Genomic DNA, 19,203 nt, shown 5'->3' on the forward strand with positions numbered 1-19,203 from the left:
CCGATATGCGAACCTTTTCCCTCCCCCACACCGGGACCGAAGTCTCGAGCATCGTGCTGGGGTTCATGCGCATCACCGATCTGGACGACGACCGGATCAGGAGATTGGTGGCCACCGCGCTCGACGTGGGCGTGACAGTGTTCGACCACGCCGACATCTACGGCGGGTCACCGCACACATGCGAGAAACGATTCGGCGATGCGGTGACATTGACCCCGTCGCAGCGCGAGCGCATCAGCATTCAGAGCAAGGTGGGCATTCGGGAGGGCTGGTTCGACTTCTCCAAGGATCACATCGTCACCACGGTCGAGGCGTCACTCGAAGCCCTCGGCGTCGATCACCTGGACACCCTTCTGTTGCATCGGCCGGACACCCTCGTCGAGCCGGAGGAGGTCGCAGCAGCGTTCGACGACCTGCACGCGTCGGGCAAGGTTTTGGGCTTCGGCGTCTCCAATCACACACCCGGACAGATCGAGTTGCTGAAAACGGCTGTCGATCAACCGATTCTGTTCGATCAAGTTCAGTTGAGCATCGTGCACTCGCCGTTGATCGCGGCGGGCCTGACCGCCAACATGGGCACCGAGGACCAGTCGATAGACCGCGACAACGGTCTACTGGACTACGCACGAACGCGCGGCATCACCTTGCAGGCGTGGTCACCGTTCCAGAGCGGGACGCCGTCCGGCGTGTTCGTGGGCGACCGCGAGAACTACCCGGATCTGAACGTGGCACTGGACGAGATCGCCGACGTCTACGGGTCGACGCCGTCGGCGGTGGCAACGGCCTGGATCACCAGGCACCCGGCCGATATTCAGGTTGTGCTCGGTACCACCAGTCCTGATCGAGTCGTCGAAGCCGCCGGGGGTTCGGACCTACGGCTGACCAGGCAGGAGTGGTACCGCCTGTTCCGGACGGCGGGCCACACACTGCCCTGAACGACGCTCAGCTGCGTCACATCCGCCGTTACCTCATCGTTACCGACTAGCTATCGGTCCGTGATGATCAGGCCTCGATTCGGTGACGTTGCGCTGTCAGGATTGCCGCACGGCATGCACTGGAACCTGTAGCCCTCGGGTTCCACCCCGTGCACGTCGGTCGTTAGGCCATCCGAACTGAGAGGTTCGCACCGTGACTGTCACCGACCACTTCGATTCTCGCCTCGCACGTGTCGGGCGCGGCAACGCTCATTACTTCATCGGCACCGAGCTGTACTCCCCCCGCCTGACTGTCGTCCGCGCGACGGGCGATCTCGACCATGGGTCTCGTGCCGATCTGGCGCAGGCGATCGATGAGGCCCTACGCGGTGAATCCGTTGTGCTGCTTGACTTGTCGGCAGTGACGTTCATGTACTCGGGGTCTGCGTGCGTGGTCCTCGACGCTGTCGCCCGCAGCGCTGGCCGCCTCGAGGTCTTCGCTCCGACGCGGCCCGCGCGCATCGTTCTCGACGCACTGGGCGCGGCGACGATCGGGGCGGATCCGCGCGCTGCCTGACCGGCAGAGGTTTGCGGTCCGGCCGATTCGGCAAACCCGAGGAGGACAGTGACTCCGGATGGCACATGTGCCGCGAGTCGTCTCCACGGAATCGAAGCGGCTCGTTCGACTTGCCGCGTGGAGCATTTCACGCACACCGAGGCAAGGATCGACAATGTCCGACCAGTTCAGCAAATCCGACCCCACCAGCGCGTTTCCGATGCCCGATCGGGCCGAACAGGGTCGTCTCGAGCACCCCGGACTGACCCGCGACATGGTCACCGCTCCCGATCACGGCGAGGATTCCTACCGTGGATCGGATCGCCTGCACGGCCGTAAAGCATTGATCACCGGCGGCGACTCGGGTATCGGCCGTGCCGTTGCGCTGGCATTCGCGCGCGAGGGTGCCGATGTCGTCATCGCACACCTCGAGTCCGAAGGTCCGGACGCGCAGACCACTGTCGACCTGATCGAGGGATCAGGCCGCGCAGGTAGAGCTATCGCCTGTGATCTCACCGACGAGTCGCAGTGCGTGCAATTGGTCGACACCGCGTCCGAGGTTCTCGGCGGGCTCGACATCGTCGTCAACAACGCCGCGTTTCAGATGGCGCAGATGGGCGGCATCGCAGACATCACCACCGAGCAGTTCGATCGCGTACTCAAGACCAACTTGTATGCCCTGTTCTGGATCTCGAAACGCGCTGCCGAAATCATGGACGCGGGTTCCACCATCATCAACACCACCTCGATCCAGGCATCGAATCCCTCTCCCGAGTTGATGGACTACGCCACCACCAAGGCCGGAATCGTGGCGTTCACCAAGGGCCTCGCCGGCGATCTCGCCGAACGCGGAATTCGCGTCAATGCCGTTGCACCCGGGCCTATTTGGACGCCGCTGATCCCGGCCACGATGCCGGCGGAGAAGTACGAGAAGTTCGGCGAGACCGTCCCGTTGGGACGGCCGGGCCAACCCGCAGAGCTGGCACCGGCATATGTCTTCCTGGCATCGAACGAATCGAGCTACATCACCGGCGAGACAATCGCGGTCACCGGCGGCACGCCGTTCAACTGATCTTGTCGCCCTCTGCGGTGTCGCGCCACGCAAGCAGCACACCGTTTCCCTCGGGTCGTCGCCACGGTAGGAACAATGCGACGGCAAGCGCACATGCCACAGCGGCCCCGACGGTCACGAACGACGCGAGCTGAAATCCCTCCAGCGAGGCCGCTTTCATCGCGTGGATCAGGTCGGCCTTCTGCGTCGCGAAGATCGGGTCGGTGGGCGCTTTCACGATCTCGATGACGCTGACGACCGTTTCGCGAGCGAACGCCTTTTGGTAGGGCTCCATGATCGCGTCGGGTATCGCGTCGATCTTCGGACTCACCTGTGAGGTGTAGATCGACGCGACGATCGATCCGAGCACGGCAACTCCGAGCGTTCCGCCGACCTCTCGGGTGGTGTCGTTCACCGCGGAGCCCGCACCTGCTTCGTCGAGCGTCACCGATGACATGATCGACTCGGTGGCAGGGCCCTGCACGATCGCCAAGCCGAGGCCCATCAGCACCATCGAGACGAGAACCGGCCCCAGATAGGGCGTTTCGACCTCCACCTGACCTGCGATGAACATCCCGATGCTCATCACCATCAGCCCGAAAACGATCACCGCCGTGGTTCCGATGCGTTGCGCAATGATCGTCGCCAGCGGCGCACCGATGGCGATGGATACTGCGAAGGGCAGTGAGTGAACGCCGAACTGCAGTGGGGTCAACTCCATCACACCCTGGAAGTACTGGGTGATCATGAACAGGAAGCCGAACATACCGAAGTACGCCACGGCAATGGCCAAGGCGGGCAGTGAGAATCGTCGGTTCCGAAACAGGTTCAAGTCCAGTACGGGAGACGGCGTCCGCAGCTCCCACCACACGAACGCGACGATGGCTGCCGATCCTGCCAGGTAGGCTCCGATACTCGTTGCAGACAACCAACCATTGTGTGGCGCTTCGATGATCGCCCAGACCAGCACGGTGATGCCGGCCAACGACAGCGCGATACCCAGGGGGTCGTACTTGCCGACGTGCTCTGCTCTGGACTCCGGTACGCAGGCCAGCGCGGCCACCAGAACGAGCAGTGCCACAGGAACATTGATCCAGAACACCGAGTGCCACGAGAAGTGCTCGAGCAGAAACCCGCCGGCAGTCGGGCCGATTGCAATGGCGAACCCGGCCATCGCCGTCCAGGCCGCGATGGCCAGTGCGCGCTCCTTGGCATCGGTGAAGATGTTGATGATCAGGGCAAGGGTCGCCGGAAACACTGCGGCCGCAAACACTCCCATGGCCGCGCGCGCCGCGATCACCTGTCCCAGATCGGCGGCGACAGCGCCGCCGATCGACATCACAGCGATGCCCGCCAGTCCGAAAATCATGACCTTCTTGCGGCCGTAGCGATCGCCGAGATGACCGAACGCCAACAACAGTCCGGCGAACGTCAGTGTGTACGCGTCGACCACCCACTGCAGGCCGCTCATATCGGCACGTAGCTGCAGTCCCATCGAGGGCAGCGCGACGTTGACGACGGTGTTGTCCAGGACGACGAGCAGCTCGGCTGCGCAGATCACGATCAGCGCGAGGTATCGCCGACGGAACTGCGGCGAGTTCACCGGTTGACTGGAGGTGGTGGGTGACGACATCGGAATCCCTTCGACTATGACGGTCGGCATAGTTCCTGAAGGGAAGTTAGCTGTAACTGATAGTTATAGCAACATCGCCCGGCTCTTTCTGGTCGACATCAGCGGCCCGCCGAGGCCTCCAGAACCGCCTCGAGCAGGGCCGACAACTCCCCCTCGGTCCGATCCAGAGCCGTGATGGAGCGCTGCGCCTTGGCCATGATCAGCGCTCCTTCGATGGCGGCGATAGCAAGTGTCGCCAACGCGTACGACCGCTCGCGAGTCAATCCGCGCTGCCACAGGGACGCCGCGATCACGTCCTCCCAGGACGAGAAGGACTCCCCTGCCGCGGCCACCGCTTGCGGCGCATGCAGCCCCTCGAGCGCGGCCGGCGCGACGGGACACCCCGCCACGAAATCCGTGGCCAGCAGTTCGCTGCGGAATCCCTCGAGAATGGCCCGTACGGTCGCCGACGGACCGGCCGACGCCAGGCCGGCCGAGATCATCGCACTCATCTCGGCTCCCGCAGTACGCGTCGCCTCTTCCACCAGCTGAGGCTTGCCGCGGGGAAAATGGTGATAGATCGAGCCGCGGGGAGCGCCCGCGTGATCGATGACGTCGGCCAGCGAGGTGGCGTCGACGCCGCGTCGACGAAACAACTGGGCAGCGCTGCGCAGCATGTCGTCCCGAGCACTGCTTCGATTCGTCATCCGAACCCCTCCCACGGACGCCACAATGATTGACGTGACATCCCGTTACACCTACAGTCGCTCTGTAGCTATGTTGTCCATCATAGCTGGAGCCGCAGTCCCGGAACCGGAGCAACGCATGTCCCCTGACACCGACGTGATCGACCTGAGCAGCCCGCTCACTCTCGCCTGCGGGCAGATCCTGCCGAATCGTGTGATGAAGGCAGCGCTCAGCGAAGGACTGTCCACCGCCGAGCACGGCCCGGACGCGCGACTCGAAACGCTGTACCGCCAGTGGGGCGCGGGCGGCTACGGCCTGGTGGTGACCGGCAACGTGATGGTCGATCGGTCCCACCTCGGCGAACCGGGCAATGTCGTCATCGAGGACGATCGAGACCGCGATGCGCTTGCCCGTTGGGCGAAAGCAACGTCCGACGGCGGTGCCCCCATCTGGATGCAGCTCAATCACCCTGGCCGGCAGGCCAATCCGATCGTCACCCGCACCAAGCCCGTTGCACCGTCCGCCATCGCCCCCAACATTCCGGGCATCCCGGCACCTCGCGCGTTGAGCGAGAACGAGATTCACGACATCATCGGCCGATTCGCCACCGCGGCGGCCGTGGCCGAGACGGCCGGTTTCGACGGCGTCCAGATCCACGGCGCGCACGGCTACCTGGTGTCGCAGTTCCTCTCCCCTCTGTCGAACAGGCGCGACGACTCCTGGGGCGGCGACCTCGACGGACGCATGCGGTTCGTGATCGAAGTCGTCCGCGCAATCAGAGCGGCGGTGTCGCCGAGTTTCGCGGTGGGAATCAAGCTGAACTCGGCGGACTTCCAACGCGGCGGGTTCAGCGAGGAAGAATCACGCATCACCGTCGAGCATCTCGTTCGGGAATCGATAGATCTGATCGAAATCAGCGGCGGCAGTTACGAATCACCCGCGATGATGGGCACCGCGAGCACCCGCGATCGGGAGGCGTACTTCCTGGAGTACGCGCGGACGGTGCGCGACGCGGCCGGAACAGTGCCATTGGCGGTCACCGGCGGCTTCCGTACCCGCTCGGTCATGAGCGCGGCAGTGCAATCGGGTGAGTGCGACATGGTCGGTCTCGGCCGTCCGACTGCCCTCGCCACGGCCGTCGCGACATCGCTCGTCAACGGCACAGTCGATCGAGTCGAATCGCCGCGCGTGGCTCTGCGCGTCCCGTCGAAGTCCAGCGCGTTCAAGCAGATCAACGGCGCTCTCGATCTGCAGTGGCACACCGACCAGTTGCAGCTCATCGGCGCTGGGCGGCAGCCGAATTCGAGCCGTCCGGCATGGAAGACTGCGGCCACGATGCTGCAGCGCAACGGCTGGGACGCGTTCCGTAATCGTCGAGGCTCCGCTCGGGTGGACACCTCTGCTGCCGTGACGAAGTTCCGCCGCGAGCGCTTGATCGGGAAGTATGTCGCCAATCCCATCGTGAACGGATTGACGTCGCTGGGAGTGACGACCTCCCTGGTGACCGACCTCGAGACCGTAGGACGCAAGACCGGGCTCGCCCGTCGCGTGCCGGTGTCGGCGGCATTCGACGATTCCGGTGCGTGGCTGGTGTCGCAGCACGGCACCAGGTCCGGTTGGGGTGCCAACATCACCGACGAGCCCAGAATCCGGATCCGGGTGGGCAACCAGTGGCGCAGCGGCACAGCCACATTCGTTCCCGACGACGATGTCGCCGTCAGAGCGCGGTCGTTCTCCGGCAATCCCGTCCTCGGACGCATCATCGGAGCCGGCATCCGGGCTCTCCAGACCGATCCGATCTCGGTCCGCATCGAGTTCGACGACTGACCGGTTCTTCGCATCCGACTTAGGTTTGCTTTACTTAAGTAGTGAAGACTCTCCCCCTCGCGCCCGTAACCGTTGCCGCATTTCTTGCCGTATCGCTGGTCACGTCGTGCAGTTCCGCTGCCGAACCGGCGGACGACGCGGCAGGCCGACCGGTCACCACACAGTTCGGGACGATCGTGGTGCCGGAACGGATCGACTCGGTGGTCGTGATCGACGGCCGACGCGATCTCGACATCGCGCTGGCCTTCGACCTACCCATAGTCGGGATGCCGGTGGAAACCGAGGCTCCGCCGGAGATGGCCGGGCCGCTGACCGAACCGACTCGGATGTTGCTCGCCGACGGCGTGCCGGAGCTGTATCCCCGCAACACGGTCGACCTCGAGGCAGTCGCGCGAGTCGCGCCGGATCTGATCATCGGGCGCGACGAAGTGGTCGAGGAGATATACGGCCGGCTCAGCGACATCGCACCGGTGCTACCGGTGGGGTCCACCGGCAGCGGAGTCAGCTGGCAACAGGACGTGACCACGGTAGGTGATGCACTGAACCTGCAGGACCGAGCGGCAACGATCGTGGACGAGTACGACTCTCGCGTCGACGAGCTCATCGTGCGGCATGCCGACGCGATCGCGAACACCGCGGTCCTGCCGATCAGTACGTCCGAGGAAGGTGGAATTTCGGTGGGCAGGCAACGAGTGCCGTCCATCGTGCTCGAAGACGTGGGAGCCCGGTTCGCCTCCGCTTGGAACGACGCCGATCCCGAAATCGAGTACGGCCCCGAGAATGTCACTGCCGCATCCGACGCGGTGGCCATGATTGCCGCCATCACGTCCGAGCAGGATCTGCAGGCGATGAACGCCAACCCGCTCTGGACCGGATTGCCGGCGGTGCGCACCGAGCGCATCGTCCGGACCGACAAGTTCACCAACGACGGCGGCCCGCTGACCGCGCTGTGGACCCTCGGCCTGGTGGAGAAGCTCTACGCCCCGAGCTGACCGAGATGCATAATCGGTCGATGGCACCTAACCCAACAGGCACGTTGCGCAGCACCGACACCGGCGTCGCTCTCGAGCTGACCAGAACCATCTCGGCTCCGCGTGAGGACGTGTGGGCACGCCTCACCGAATCGTCCCGGACGGCACAGTGGTTCGGTCCGTGGGAGCGGATCTCGCACAACACCATTCGCGTCACGATGGCATTCGAGCAGGGTGCGCCCGCATCGGACATGATCATCGACGCGTGTGAGCCGCCGGGCCTCCTGGCAGTGCGGATGACCGGCGAGGTTCAATGGCCAGTCGAGGTCCGTCTGACCGAGGCAGGCCCTGCGACCGTTCTCGTTCTTGCACACAGCTGCAGGAGCACGGACGGTCTGGGCGACATTGGACCGGGGTGGGAGTACTACCTCGACATGTTCATCGCCGCCGGAAACGGCGACCCGCACCCGAGTTTCGACGACTACTACCCATCACAGCAGGAGTACTACTCATCTCTTCGCCCGCGGTGAATCAGTGCTTGCGTAACGCGTCGATCAGTTCTTGCTTGTTCAGTTTCGAGTAGCCCTCCAGCCCCAGTTCCTTGGCCCGGTCGGTCAGTTCGTCGACCGTCCAGTCCTCGTAGGATCGGGATTCTCCACCCTTCCTACCGATCTGATCTCGCCCCTTCTTCGCGGCGGCGTTCGAGATGCGGGCGGCCTTCTCCTTCGAGTTGCCCTCCTCGCGGAGCTTGTCGTACAGGCCCTGGTCCTTCAGCTGTGGTTGGTCTTCGGTTTCGCTCTTCTTCGCCGGCATCGGAACTTCCTTTCATTGGTTCGTGTCGAAGCGCTACCCGGTCTGCACGGTGACAAACCTCGCTCGACGTCGCGGATCGGGTGTGTGTTTCGAGTTCCATCGGGTAAGCGATCGGGATGCATTCGGATCGACCGCAATCGGTAAGCCGAGACACCACCGGCAACGACGACACCACCGACGCAGACGACGCGCCGCTCTCGGTGGGGGTGGTCAGCGACGACGGCTTCGCGGCGACGGTGGCGTCTGCCATCGTCGCCAAGTTGCCCGATCACGCGAGGATCGACGGGCAGCGGCGAGAGATCCAAGTGTCCCGAGCATCGGTGCCGCTCCCTCCCACCGCGACCGGAGCGGCCCCGCTGGGACAGTGGCTCGCGTCGGTGAAGGCCGACGCCGACTACGACATCGTGTTGTGTGTGTCGGAGGTTCCTCGCCGTCTCGGGTCGCGTCCGGTGATCGCCGAGACCCGTGACGGTACGACCGGCGCGCTGTACGTGCCCTCCTTCGGAACGCTGGCAGTTCGACGACGTGCCGTCTCGGCTGCACTGGCCGTGTTGCACGAGTTGATCGAAGCCGACGATTCGTCGCGACCACCGCGGAGGTACTTCGAGTCTCGCTGGGCTTCCAGTGATTCCGAGGAGGGCGACGAGGTGCTGCTGACGTCGAGCATCTTCGGTCGAATCAGGTTGGTGTCGGGGATGATTCGATGCAATCGTCCGTGGCGATTGGTTCCGACGTTGTCGGGCGCACTCGCTGCCGCGAGCGCGGCGTCCGCCTTCGGCGTGTTCTATGCCAGCATCTGGCAGATGGCAGCGTCGATGAGCCTCGGCCGACTGGCCATGATCGGGCTCACCGCAGTGATCGCCATGACCGTCTGGGTCATCTTTCCCAACGGCCTGTGGGAGAGGCGTTCGTTCCGAAGTTCCACGATCGACCGATGGATGTACAACGCAGCCACCGTGGGAACCGTTCTGACCGGCGCTCTCTGTATGTACGCGCTGTTGTTCGCGGTGGTGCTGGGCTCGGCGGCAGTCGTGATCTCACCGGAATTCCTGGCAATGCAGATCGGTCGTACCGCGACTCTGGGCGACTATTTTTCCCTCGCGTGGCTCGCTGCGTCGCTGGGCACGGTGGCCGGTGCAGTCGGGTCGTCGGTGGCAGATCGCGAGGACATTCTCGGTGCCACCTACGGTCATCGCGAGTTGATTCGTCGTCGGTCGGCCACCTCCTCGTCCTGAAAATCGCCACGTGGTTCGCGTTGTGAGCTAGAACAAGAAAAACTGGGTACGTTCGGGATATGCCATACCTTGATCGCGTTGCGGACGTGTTCGTGCTGAACCTCGGAACTCGGGGCGTCGAAGACAGCGAAAATCGCATGAGCCCCGACTGGGTTGCCGAGATCAATGCACTGCTCGACGAGGTGGAGTCCTCCTCCGGCCCGGCTGCCCTGGTCACGACGGCAACCGGCAAGTTCTTCTCCACCGGCGTGGATCTGTCGTGGGGTGCCGACAACCTCGATCAGATCAATCGGTTCATCGGCACCGTGCAGGAGATGCTGGTGCGCTTCCTGACGTTCCCGATGCAGACCGTCGCCGCCATGCAGGGTCACACCTACGGCGGTGCCGCGTTCTTCGTGATGGCACACGACCACCGCATCATGCGTTCCGATCGCGGCTTCCTGTGCTTCCCCGGCGTCAACATCGGTGCGACCTACAGCCCCGGAACCGTCGACATGGTGCGAGCGAGGTTGGCCCCGCACGCCTTTCACGAGGCGCTCACCACCGGACGTCGCTACGGCGGTGGCGACGCCATGGCGCTCGGTCTGGTCGACGCCGTCTCGACGCAGGAGCGTGTGCGAGACGACGCCATCGCCCGCGCAGCCGCGTTGGCCGGCACCCGCGGTGAGGTTCTGGGCGAGATCAAACGCACCATGTACGCAGGTGAGGTTCGTTCCCTGCTGACGCCTGTCGCAGGCGTCGACGAGATGGAATGGGCCTCGAACTAGGTGCCGCCGTCAATGCACCACCAGGACCGGACATTCGGCGTGATGCACCAAGTTCTGGCTCACTGATCCCAGTATCGCTGCTGTGAAACGATTTCGGCCGCGGCTTCCCACTACCAACACCTGGGACGTAGCGGAGATCGACCGAAGTTCGTGTGCCGCCGAGGCACCGACGGACACCGCCCGAACCGGCACCGTCGGATACTTGTCCCGGTAGGTGTCGACGTTGGCCTGCAACCACTTTCGTTCTGCCTCACGAAGGTGCTGCCAGTCGACCGAGGGGCCGTAGTCGAGTTGATCGGTTTCGTGCACGGCACCCACGTGGACGGCGAGCAGTTCCGCACCCAGGATGCTCGCCATCTCGAACGCTGCCGACAGTGCGCGCTTCGATGGCTCCGATCCATCGACCCCCACCGCGACAGGGGCCGGCTCGGCTCCGGAGTCGTCGCGACGCTCGTGCCATACCAGCACCGGGCAGGTCGCGGCGTTGACGATTGCCGTCGTCGAGTACCCGAAGACGATGTCGCGCAACGGCCCCGACTCGCACGCGCCCACGACGAGCATCGCCGCGTCCGCGGAGAGTGCCTTCGCCATACGTGCAGCCGGCAGTTCGGACACCTCCGATTCCACCGTCACCTGGGGATCGACTCCGTGCACGACGTCGACGGCGCGGGCGAGTACGCCTTCACCCTCCTGCCGCAGCCGCGTCGGGAAGTCGGTGGTGTTCAGCTCGGCGGCGACGGCCGCACTCCACTCGTCCTTCGGTGCACCGTGGACGAGGTGCACCGATGTCGATGCCGCCCGGGCGAAATGCGCCGCCCATTCGGCCACCCCCTTGTCCGTGGGCGAGCCGTCGACAACGACCGCGAGCGGTCCGTCGAATGTGGTTGCCGCGATCGTGTGGTCCATCGTTCCTCCGTTGGCCGAAGACGGTTTCTACGTCGTCTCCCACGATCGCTGCCCTGGCGACGCGCCACTAGGGCATTTGGCCACCGGTGTGACGGGTATTTCGGGTCGAGGCCGCTACGCCCCGGCAACCAGGGGCGCCACTTCGGTGCCGAGTAGCTCGATGCCGCGCAGAAGGTCGCTGTGTGCCAGCCGCGGATTGGTCATCTGCAACGACAGTCGATCCACTCCGCCCAGTTGTTCGCTCACTCGCTGAATCTTGTCGGCTACCGTCTTGGGATCTCCCATGAAGAACGCACCGTTGGGACCGGCGGTGGCATCGAACTGCTGCCGACTGGGCCGCGCGAATCCGCGCTCCCGAGAGATCTTGGTGAACATCTCGTTCCAGCCGGGGTAGATGGTGTCTGCTGCGGCCGTCGTGGTCTCGGCAACGAAGCCGAACACGTGAAGGCCCACCTTCAGCTGCTCCGGCGGATGGCCCGCCTGCGCTCCGGCGCGACGGTAGAGGTCGACGAGCGGGGCGAACTGTCGTGGTTCTCCGCCGATGATGGCGATCATCAGCGGGAGCCCCAGAAGCCCTGCGCGAGCGAAGGACTCGGGAGTCCCACCGACCCCGACCCAGATCGGCAACGGATCCTGCAGCGGACGTGGGTAGATGCCCTGACGGTTCAGCGCCGGGCGGTGCCGACCGGACCAGGTCACCTCGACGTTGTCCCGGATCTGCAGCAGGAGGTCGAGCTTCTCGGCGAACAGCGAGTCGTAATCGGCCAGGTCGAGACCGAACAGCGGGAACGATTCGGTGAAGGATCCGCGTCCCACGACGAGATCGATCCGGCCCTTGGAGATCAGATCGAGGGTGGCGAACTCCTGGAAAACCCGGACCGGATCGTCGGCGCTGAGCACTTTGACTGCGCTGCCGAGCCGGATGTTTTCGGTCCGCGCGGCCGCTGCAGCGAGAATGATCGACGGAGCCGAGTCGTAGTACTCGCTGCGGTGGTGCTCGCCGATACCGAACGAGTAGAGCCCGACCTGATCTGCGAGGGCGATCTCTTCCAGTAGGTGACCCATTCGCTCCTCGGGAGCGATCACCCGACCGTCGGTCGGGTCGGTCACGGAAGAGACGAAACTGTCTACGCCCAGATGCATGGTGGGGCCTTTCGATTCGGGGTGGTCGACTCCAACAGCATCGGTGAAGATTCAATTATTCCGATGGGTGTGGAGCTGGCAGCTACTCGCCCCATCGTTTCAGCTCGTCCGCCGCGTAGTACATCTGCTGCGATGCGCCGAAACGAACGAGCAACTGCTGCTTGTCCTCGTAGAACCACACCACGGTTCCGTACATACCTGCCATGGGCCCACTCAGCGGTGTGACTCCGTCGCCCACCTCGAATCCATACATACGTGCACCGTACCGATCGAGGGTGCCGAAATCGGACACCCAGCGTTCGGCTTATCGGCGTCCGCGTTTGCGTGCGCGACGCTCGTCGAGCTTCCGCTTGCCGTAGCCCCACGTGACGCGGCCCAGACCCTCGAAGAGTCGGCTGGAGAGACTTCTGCGGCCACTCATACGGCGGCCCCGTTTCCGATGACGGTCATACTCGGTCCCTTTCTCTGAGGCAGTAGAACCCTGCGACTCGCCGGTGAAGTGATCCGGCACGATCGATAAGTCGAATCGGAACGGAGCAAACACACATCGGTACTATGTGATATACATCACGTACGACGCCTCGATCGTCGAGCTACGCCGGTGTGACGAGTCGATCGATCCACCCGATCAGCTCGGGGTAGGCAGCGACGTTCGCGGCCGGATGGTCGAACGCGGGTACCAGATCGGTTCCGAAGTCGAACTCTCGGACGGTGATGTCCGTGACGCCTGCGGCGCGCCAACGCTGCACCAGGATTCGGCTCTGCTCGATCTCGACGGAGGTGTCGTGAACGCCGTGCGCGATCATCACGGGTGCGACGGGCGCGGTGAACCCGATGGTGTTCTCCTGCGTCATCGGACCCAGCACGGGCCCGGTCATGAGCGTTCCCAGGGAAGAGCCGTCAGCAGTGAGGTCCTCGGATCGCAACGGTCCGTAGGTGAGAGCGTCGACCGTGCAGAAATCCTGCGCCGCATCGAGGGCTGCCCGTCCGCGATCGTTGAAGAGACCCCGAATCTGTTCGGCCCGGTCGGGATGCGCGCCGATCAGGCCGCCGATCGTGTACAGCATCGTCGCGGCGGACTCGGAGCCGTCCTGGCCCTCGACGCGCAGCACAGGATCGGTCGGTGCGGCACCGACGAAAGCACCGACCACGGACACATCGGGCGCGTAGGTGGACGCGAGCTCTGCAGCAGCGGCCGACGCGACGCCGCCCGCCGAATATCCGTAGAGCACGACAGGCGCGTCGGTCTCCCCTGCCGCAGCCCGTGCCGAGTCCAGCACGGCGCGGGCACTGGCGATCCGACCCAGAAACTCGTACTCGCCGGGGGTTCCCAGCCCTTGATAGTCCGTCGTGACCACCTGGTACCCCTGCGCCAGTAGTGGCAGCAGTGCCGGCATCGTGGTTGTCAGCCCCAGCTCCGAGGAGCCCGAGCAACGATCGGCAACCCCGTAACTGCCTGGCGCATAAGCGATCACGGGCCGGGGCCCGGGACCGGACCACGCACGCGTCGGCGTGACCAGCAGCCCCGACACGGCCACCGCACGATCGCGGGGATCGGCCGACCGGTACAGAATGCGCTCGGTGTGCGATCCCAGAACGTCGAGCTGTGGCACGGATTCTCGGCGCAGGATGGACCCGGGTGCGTATGCCTCCAGGCCGACGACGGGCTCACTGTAGAAATCGGCACCGTCTGGAGCCGCCGAGGCGGGTGCGGCCGAGAGAGCGAGGCACCCGACAAGAACGGACAGGGCGAGGGTGACGAAAGGCAGTCTCATGTCGCGAGCCAGTATGCGGTCCGAAGTGCGGGTCCGCATTCTGTATTCGCGGCACCCACACCTTGGTCGGTGATACACCACAAAAAATGCCCCTGCCAGCGTTTCCACTGGCAAGGGCATTCGTTGTGCGCCATCAGGGATTCGAACCCCGGACCCGCTGATTAAGAGTCAGCTGCTCTAACCAACTGAGCTAATGGCGCCGATCCGCACCGCGTGTTCTCTGCGGTGCGGGAGAAACATTAACAGCAGATGCCGCCAGATGTGAAATCGGCTGGTCGGAGCACCTGTCGCGTCAGTTGAAGATCCTGCGAACCACGAGAACTGCCACCACTGCGCCCACTCCGAGGAGGGTGAACTTCACTGCCGGCTCGTTGAGCTTGGCCACCACGGACTGCTTGGTGTTGGCGACGATGTTCTTGGGGCTGGCACGGACGCTCAGCTCGTCCAGGGTGCTGGCGAGCTGATTGCGAGCGGCCTCGATCTCGCGCTCGATTCGGTCGGTGTCCTTGGCCACGTGTCCTCCAGCTTGTTGCAAATAGTCTCGGTCGCAGTCGAGCCTAGAGCACGGCGATATTTCGATACTCTCGTGCGGTGACCGAATACAGCAAGCTCGAGCCGGGCGACACCGCTCCGGCGTTCACCCTGCCCGATGCCGACGGCAACGACGTCTCCCTCGCCGACTACGCAGGCAAGAAGGTGATCGTGTACTTCTACCCCGCCGCGAGCACCCCCGGCTGCACCAAGCAGGCCTGCGACTTCCGCGACAGCCTCGCCGAGCTCAACGGCGAAGGCCTCGAGGTCATCGGCATCTCTCCAGACAAGCCGGCCAAGCTCGCCAAGTTCCGCGACAAGGAAGAGCTGACGTTCCCGCTGCTCTCCGACGAGGAGAAGACGACCCTGCAGGCGTGGGGCGCGTTCGGGGAGAAGAAGAACTACGGCAAGGTCTACGAGGGCGTCATTCGCTCCACGTTCCTCGTCGACGAGGAAGGCAAGATCGAGGTGGCGCAGTACAACGTCCGCGCCACCGGCCACGTCGCCAAGCTCCGCCGCGATCTAGCTGTCTGACCCTGCGAGCCGCTGCAGGAACAACGCCTCGGCGACGGCCATCTTCTCGATTTCCGTCGGGTCCACGCTCTCGTTGGGAGCGTGGATCCGGCACCGAGGCTCCTCGACGCCCATCAGCACGATCTCGGCGTCCAGCACCTGAGCCAATGCGTTGCACAGCGGAATCGACCCGCCCTGGCCTGCCGTCCCCATGGGATACCCGAAGGCCTCCTCCAACGCTTCGGACAGCGCCGCGTAACCCGGCCCATCGGTTCCGGCCCGAAACGGCGACCCGATGGCCTCACGCTCGACGGTGACCCGCGCATTCCAGGGCGTACGCGCCTCCAGATGAGCCACCAAAGCATCCTGAGCCCGCTGCGGATCCATCCCGGGCGGCACCCGCAAATTGAGCCGTGCCGACGCACGAGGCGAGATCGCCGCAGCCGACCCCACGACCGGCGGGCAGTCGATCCCCAGGATCGTCAGAGCGGGCCGCGCCCACACCGCCTCGGCCACCGAACCCGAACCCGCCAGCCCGACGCCATCGCGCACGCCGGCATCGGCACGGAACTGCTCGGCGTCGTACTCGACCCCGTCCCAGGTCTGCGTTCCGTCCAGTCCGTCGACCAGGGTGTCGCCCTGCTCGTTGCGCAGCGTCGAGAGCACCTGCACCAGTGCGGCGAGCGCATCGGGTGCTGGCCCGCCGTACATGCCCGAGTGCACCTCTCCGACAAGGGTTTCCACATGCACCACCACGTTGGCGATACCGCGGAGCGTGGTGGTGACCGTCGGCAAACCCACCTTCGCGTTGCCGGTATCGGCGATGACCACCATGTCTGCCGAGAACAGTTCGGGGCGCTGTTCCACGAGCGCTTCCAACCCGCCGGTGCCCATCTCTTCAGAACCCTCGCAGACGATCCGCACGCCGACCTCGAGCGACTCCCCCAGCGCCCGTAGCGCCAGCAGATGCATGATCACGTTGCCCTTGCAGTCCGCCGAACCCCGTCCGTACCAACGACCGTCCCGCTCGGTCAGCTCGAAAGGCTCACTGTCCCAGAGTTTTCCGTCACCCGGAGGTTGAACGTCGTAGTGCGAGTACAGCAGAACGGTCGGTGCTCCTGCCCGCGCCGGCCGTGAACCGACGACGGCCAGTGAGCCGTCGATCGTCTCGATCAGCTGCACGTCCGGAATGCCAGCGTCGACGAAGGCCCGTTGCACCCACTGCGCCGCACCGGTGCATTCCTCGACCGGAAACTGCCGTGGATCGTGCACCGAGGTGAAGCGGACCAACTCTGCCAACTCGGATTTCGCTCGGGGCATCTGCGATGCGATCGCAGATCGAACGTCGACGGGGCGCGCATCGGCGGGCATGAATCCTCCAAACGAGAAAATGACAGACGGACCGTAGCCAGTCTGTCATCACTCGCCACAGGAACGATTCAGCGTCAGCGGCCGGAGAACTCCTGATGAATCCACTCGCCGGTCTGCTGCCAGTGCCGATCCCACGCTTCTGCTCGAGCTGTTCGGGCGACTTGCCCGGCTCCGGAACGGGAACAGGAACGGTGAACTGCGGAGGGGCCACCTCGGTCGGTGACGGCACAGATGCCGGCTGCGGGGCCGCCACAGCCTGACGCGGCGGATCCTGCGTCGCCCACGTCTGAGATGTCGGTGCAGGCTCGACAACTGTCGATGGGTCCACCGCCGGGGGAATCGTCTCGGGCGGCGGCGCAATCGCCGGCACCGGAGCAACCACGACCGCACCCGGATCGGACGTCGTCGGATCCACCTGCCTGGTTGCCCCCGCCAGATCCGCACCGGCATCGCGTCGATCGACTACCTGCTCGGCGGTCGTCTCGGATTCACCCGGCAACGTCGCGGCGACCGCGACACCAGCGGAGAGCACACCGGCCAGCAGCACTGCGGCGAACACGAGCTTGCGCCCGGAGCTTCCCGACCGGGCCGGCTTCGCGTCGACGCCCGACAGCACTGCGGGTGCAGGCAGCGGCGCTGCCGCCGCGTCGCCCACTACCGCGGGGGTCGCCTCGGGCTCGGAGTCGGCAATCTCGGCGTCCGCCTCGTCGGCTTCGACGACATCGGTTTCTGCGACATCGACATCTGCGGCCTCGTCCGGCTCCGAGTTCTCGGTCGCCGCCTGCGCAGCGGCAACCACAGCCGGCTCGTCCTGATATGCCAGCAGCGCAGCTCCTCGGGCTGCGACCTGATCCGCGTCACCGACGCGCACCACGGGGACCCCGAGTCCGAGCGACAGGATGTCGACCAGGTCTCGATTACTCGAAGAATCACCGAAGAGGGCCACGAACTCGGGCTTCTTGCCGGACTGATCCACCACTTCCCACGCCAGTGGAATGGTGCTGCCGATGCGCTCGGGCGACATCGAGTCCAGCGTCGCAGTCTTCACCGGGGTGATCGAGGCATCTGCGGCATCGGCGAGCGAGATGGAGACGCCCGCGTCGCCCATGTAGTACAGCAGGACTGTCTTCGCGTCGGCGAAGTCCTTCGACGTGGCGAGCCAGCCGAGGAACGATTCGGATGCGGACGACAGGACTGCGGGATCGTCGCCGAGAGCGGCTGCGAACTCGGCGCGCTCGCCCTCGGTTCGGTACACCACGCCCACTGCGTCCACGCTTGCATGGAGCTCTGCCGCCTCGGCGAGCATCGTCTCGATCGCTGTCGTCAGAACCGAGGCCGCATCGGGATCGAGCGGGGTAGTCCGATCGGCGAGTATCTCGCCGGAGATCGGCTCGACAAGAATTGTCTGCATCGAGCCAGATTCGATCGCTATACCAATAGTTGCCATGGCAGTCTCCCTGTGCTCAGGGTGGAGGCGCCCGACCATGAACGTCATCCAGCGGATCCGAACGACGATCACCCTGCACGGAATTTGATTCTGTTACCTGAACCATACCTGTTGACGGTTAAATTGGTCCGAATCGGTCTTGGAGTTTGTCACAGTATGGGGAACCAGCAGTTGTCGTCGACCCCAGGTTTCTTCGATACCTCCAGCTGAAACACGCGTGTCCGACCCAGAACCGAAACCGGTGGGAGTGACCTACCGGACCGTTGTGGATAACGAGCACCCGCGCCGGATAGCCTGACCGGGTGGAATCCTCTGCTCGTGCCCAGTCCTCGCGCCGTCTCGACGCCGCGCTCGAGTCGACGGCACAGACACAGGAACTGATGCCACGACGACGACCCACCCAGGAACGCAGCCAACGGAAGTTCGACGCACTGCTGCAGGCCTCACGCGAGTTGCTCAGCGATGTGGGATTCGAGTCGTTCACCTGCGAGGAAGTCGCGTCGCGCGCCGAACTCCCGATCGGCACGCTGTACCAGTTCTTCGCCAACAAGTACGTCATCGTCTGCGAGCTCAACCGCCAGGACCTCGTGGGGGTCCAACAGGAACTCGCCGAGTTCGACGGCGAAGTCCCGTCCCTGGACTGGGTGCGGTTCCTGAACAACTTCGTCGACCACATGGCCGGCATGTGGATGACCGATCCGTCGCGCCGTGAAGTGTGGCTCGCCATGCAATCGACACCGTCGACGCGCGCAACCGGGGTGATTCACGAGCGGGAGTTCGCCGAGCAGGTCTCGCGCATGCTCGGACCGCTCACTCCGCGCACGCCACGGCATCGCCGCAACCTCATGGCTCAGGTGTTGGTGCACATCGTCTACTCGATGCTCAACTTCTCCGTGCAGGACGGCCAGAGTCACGAGGACGCCGTCGCCGAGCTCAAACGCATCATGATGGCGTATCTGCTCGTCGCAGAGAAGGAGAGCAGGCGTTCCGGCGGCTCGGCGAGCGAGAACGAACCAGCCTGAGCAACCCGAGCCCGCACAGACGAAAGGCCCGCCCGATCACGTGGATCGGACGGGCCTGTTTC

At 64.6% G+C, this 19,203-nt stretch carries 19 protein-coding genes and 1 tRNA gene; 10 read left to right on the forward strand and 10 right to left on the reverse strand.

Annotation, left to right across the window (positions count from 1 at the left end; genetic code table 11):
- Positions 1 to 5 precede the first annotated feature (5 nt).
- From AB0362_RS15235 to AB0362_RS15245, 3 genes are all read left to right on the forward strand, one after another.
- Positions 6 to 935, forward strand: a complete 930-nt coding sequence (locus tag AB0362_RS15235; RefSeq protein WP_366235795.1) for an aldo/keto reductase — start codon at positions 6 to 8, stop codon at positions 933 to 935.
- Positions 936 to 1,128: 193 nt separating this feature from the next.
- On the forward strand, positions 1,129 to 1,491 hold the full coding sequence (locus tag AB0362_RS15240) for an STAS domain-containing protein (RefSeq protein WP_269595847.1): 363 nt from the start codon (positions 1,129 to 1,131) through the stop codon (positions 1,489 to 1,491).
- Between the two features lie 154 nt (positions 1,492 to 1,645).
- Positions 1,646 to 2,542 carry an SDR family oxidoreductase gene (locus tag AB0362_RS15245; protein ID WP_317532835.1) on the forward strand — a complete coding sequence of 299 codons (897 nt, stop codon included), beginning with the start codon at positions 1,646 to 1,648 and terminating at the stop codon, positions 2,540 to 2,542.
- Here the strand turns inward: AB0362_RS15245 and AB0362_RS15250 are convergent.
- A complete protein-coding gene (locus AB0362_RS15250) occupies positions 2,535 to 4,154 on the reverse strand; it encodes an MFS transporter (protein ID WP_366235796.1) in 1,620 nt (539 codons plus the stop codon). The genes AB0362_RS15245 and AB0362_RS15250 overlap by 8 nt on opposite strands.
- A gap of 98 nt (positions 4,155 to 4,252) precedes the next feature.
- Positions 4,253 to 4,840 carry a helix-turn-helix domain-containing protein gene (locus tag AB0362_RS15255; protein ID WP_366235797.1) on the reverse strand — a complete coding sequence of 196 codons (588 nt, stop codon included), beginning with the start codon at positions 4,838 to 4,840 and terminating at the stop codon, positions 4,253 to 4,255.
- A 118-nt stretch (positions 4,841 to 4,958) separates the two neighbouring features.
- On the opposite strand from AB0362_RS15255, the gene AB0362_RS15260 reads away from it, so the two are divergent.
- Genes AB0362_RS15260 through AB0362_RS15270 form a run of 3 tightly spaced genes read left to right on the forward strand, consistent with a single transcriptional unit; the run spans position 4,959 to position 8,148 of the window.
- A complete protein-coding gene (locus tag AB0362_RS15260) occupies positions 4,959 to 6,647 on the forward strand; it encodes a nitroreductase family deazaflavin-dependent oxidoreductase (protein WP_366235798.1) in 1,689 nt (562 codons plus the stop codon).
- Between the two features lie 41 nt (positions 6,648 to 6,688).
- Positions 6,689 to 7,639 carry an ABC transporter substrate-binding protein gene (locus tag AB0362_RS15265; protein WP_366235799.1) on the forward strand — a complete coding sequence of 317 codons (951 nt, stop codon included), beginning with the start codon at positions 6,689 to 6,691 and terminating at the stop codon, positions 7,637 to 7,639.
- 20 nt (positions 7,640 to 7,659) lie between these two features.
- On the forward strand, positions 7,660 to 8,148 hold the full coding sequence (locus tag AB0362_RS15270; protein ID WP_366235800.1) for an SRPBCC domain-containing protein: 489 nt from the start codon (positions 7,660 to 7,662) through the stop codon (positions 8,146 to 8,148).
- A 1-nt stretch (position 8,149) separates the two neighbouring features.
- Here AB0362_RS15270 and AB0362_RS15275 read toward each other — a convergent pair whose 3' ends face one another.
- Entirely contained in the window at positions 8,150 to 8,431 is a 282-nt protein-coding gene (locus AB0362_RS15275; RefSeq protein ID WP_366235801.1) for a Rho termination factor N-terminal domain-containing protein, read from the reverse strand.
- 116 nt (positions 8,432 to 8,547) lie between these two features.
- Here AB0362_RS15275 and AB0362_RS15280 point away from each other — a divergent pair, with 116 nt between their 5' ends.
- Together AB0362_RS15280 and AB0362_RS15285 are read left to right on the forward strand one after the other, a co-directional pair.
- Positions 8,548 to 9,666 carry a hypothetical protein gene (locus tag AB0362_RS15280; RefSeq protein ID WP_366235802.1) on the forward strand — a complete coding sequence of 373 codons (1,119 nt, stop codon included), beginning with the start codon at positions 8,548 to 8,550 and terminating at the stop codon, positions 9,664 to 9,666.
- 59 nt (positions 9,667 to 9,725) lie between these two features.
- Positions 9,726 to 10,433 (forward strand): enoyl-CoA hydratase-related protein, encoded by a 708-nt coding sequence (locus AB0362_RS15285; RefSeq protein ID WP_149406311.1) that lies wholly within the window; start codon positions 9,726 to 9,728, stop codon positions 10,431 to 10,433.
- Between the two features lie 9 nt (positions 10,434 to 10,442).
- Here AB0362_RS15285 and AB0362_RS15290 read toward each other — a convergent pair whose 3' ends face one another.
- The 6 genes from AB0362_RS15290 to AB0362_RS15315 form a co-directional block, all read right to left on the reverse strand.
- Complete coding sequence (locus AB0362_RS15290) at positions 10,443 to 11,339, reverse strand: universal stress protein (RefSeq protein WP_366235803.1); 897 nt, start codon at positions 11,337 to 11,339, stop codon at positions 10,443 to 10,445.
- Positions 11,340 to 11,453: 114 nt separating this feature from the next.
- Positions 11,454 to 12,482: an LLM class flavin-dependent oxidoreductase gene (locus AB0362_RS15295; RefSeq protein ID WP_149406313.1), complete on the reverse strand. Its 1,029-nt coding sequence runs from the start codon at positions 12,480 to 12,482 to the stop codon at positions 11,454 to 11,456.
- Positions 12,483 to 12,564: 82 nt separating this feature from the next.
- Positions 12,565 to 12,735 carry a hypothetical protein gene (locus AB0362_RS15300; protein ID WP_156516187.1) on the reverse strand — a complete coding sequence of 57 codons (171 nt, stop codon included), beginning with the start codon at positions 12,733 to 12,735 and terminating at the stop codon, positions 12,565 to 12,567.
- A 340-nt stretch (positions 12,736 to 13,075) separates the two neighbouring features.
- Complete coding sequence (locus AB0362_RS15305; RefSeq protein ID WP_366235804.1) at positions 13,076 to 14,257, reverse strand: lipase family protein; 1,182 nt, start codon at positions 14,255 to 14,257, stop codon at positions 13,076 to 13,078.
- A gap of 126 nt (positions 14,258 to 14,383) precedes the next feature.
- Positions 14,384 to 14,457 (reverse strand) — tRNA-Lys (locus tag AB0362_RS15310).
- A gap of 92 nt (positions 14,458 to 14,549) precedes the next feature.
- Positions 14,550 to 14,771, reverse strand: a complete 222-nt coding sequence (locus AB0362_RS15315) for a DUF3618 domain-containing protein (RefSeq protein ID WP_032375974.1) — start codon at positions 14,769 to 14,771, stop codon at positions 14,550 to 14,552.
- Between the two features lie 77 nt (positions 14,772 to 14,848).
- Here AB0362_RS15315 and bcp point away from each other — a divergent pair, with 77 nt between their 5' ends.
- A complete protein-coding gene (bcp, locus tag AB0362_RS15320) occupies positions 14,849 to 15,322 on the forward strand; it encodes a thioredoxin-dependent thiol peroxidase (RefSeq protein WP_032370166.1) in 474 nt (157 codons plus the stop codon).
- On the opposite strand, the gene AB0362_RS15325 is transcribed toward bcp, so the two are convergent.
- A complete protein-coding gene (locus tag AB0362_RS15325) occupies positions 15,311 to 16,672 on the reverse strand; it encodes a dipeptidase (protein ID WP_366235805.1) in 1,362 nt (453 codons plus the stop codon). The two genes, bcp and AB0362_RS15325, sit on opposite strands and share 12 nt — an antisense overlap.
- 1,749 nt (positions 16,673 to 18,421) lie before the next feature.
- On the opposite strand from AB0362_RS15325, the gene AB0362_RS15330 reads away from it, so the two are divergent.
- Positions 18,422 to 19,141, forward strand: coding sequence for a TetR/AcrR family transcriptional regulator (locus AB0362_RS15330; RefSeq protein ID WP_366235806.1), 720 nt, complete (start codon positions 18,422 to 18,424; stop codon positions 19,139 to 19,141).
- Positions 19,142 to 19,203: the final 62 nt, after the last annotated feature.

This window comes from Rhodococcus sp. NPDC079359 (genome assembly GCF_040702585.1).
GTDB lineage: Bacteria > Actinomycetota > Actinomycetes > Mycobacteriales > Mycobacteriaceae > Rhodococcoides.

What these genes read in the sequence shown, in the direction of transcription:
- AB0362_RS15305 (WP_366235804.1), bottom strand. Translation starts at nt 14,257, where the DNA reads ATGAGACTGCCTTTCGTCACCCTCGCCCTGTCCGTTCTTGTCGGGTGC.
- AB0362_RS15290 (WP_366235803.1), bottom strand. Translation starts at nt 11,339, where the DNA reads ATGGACCACACGATCGCGGCAACCACATTCGACGGACCGCTCGCGGTC.
- AB0362_RS15295 (WP_149406313.1), bottom strand. Translation starts at nt 12,482, where the DNA reads ATGCATCTGGGCGTAGACAGTTTCGTCTCTTCCGTGACCGACCCGACC.
- AB0362_RS15270 (WP_366235800.1), top strand. Translation starts at nt 7,660, where the DNA reads ATGGCACCTAACCCAACAGGCACGTTGCGCAGCACCGACACCGGCGTC.
- AB0362_RS15325 (WP_366235805.1), bottom strand. Translation starts at nt 16,672, where the DNA reads ATGCCCGCCGATGCGCGCCCCGTCGACGTTCGATCTGCGATCGCATCG.
- AB0362_RS15260 (WP_366235798.1), top strand. Translation starts at nt 4,959, where the DNA reads ATGTCCCCTGACACCGACGTGATCGACCTGAGCAGCCCGCTCACTCTC.
- AB0362_RS15275 (WP_366235801.1), bottom strand. Translation starts at nt 8,431, where the DNA reads ATGCCGGCGAAGAAGAGCGAAACCGAAGACCAACCACAGCTGAAGGAC.
- AB0362_RS15255 (WP_366235797.1), bottom strand. Translation starts at nt 4,840, where the DNA reads ATGACGAATCGAAGCAGTGCTCGGGACGACATGCTGCGCAGCGCTGCC.
- AB0362_RS15250 (WP_366235796.1), bottom strand. Translation starts at nt 4,154, where the DNA reads ATGTCGTCACCCACCACCTCCAGTCAACCGGTGAACTCGCCGCAGTTC.
- AB0362_RS15245 (WP_317532835.1), top strand. Translation starts at nt 1,646, where the DNA reads ATGTCCGACCAGTTCAGCAAATCCGACCCCACCAGCGCGTTTCCGATG.
- AB0362_RS15285 (WP_149406311.1), top strand. Translation starts at nt 9,726, where the DNA reads ATGCCATACCTTGATCGCGTTGCGGACGTGTTCGTGCTGAACCTCGGA.
- AB0362_RS15280 (WP_366235802.1), top strand. Translation starts at nt 8,548, where the DNA reads ATGCATTCGGATCGACCGCAATCGGTAAGCCGAGACACCACCGGCAAC.
- AB0362_RS15235 (WP_366235795.1), top strand. Translation starts at nt 6, where the DNA reads ATGCGAACCTTTTCCCTCCCCCACACCGGGACCGAAGTCTCGAGCATC.
- AB0362_RS15300 (WP_156516187.1), bottom strand. Translation starts at nt 12,735, where the DNA reads ATGTATGGATTCGAGGTGGGCGACGGAGTCACACCGCTGAGTGGGCCC.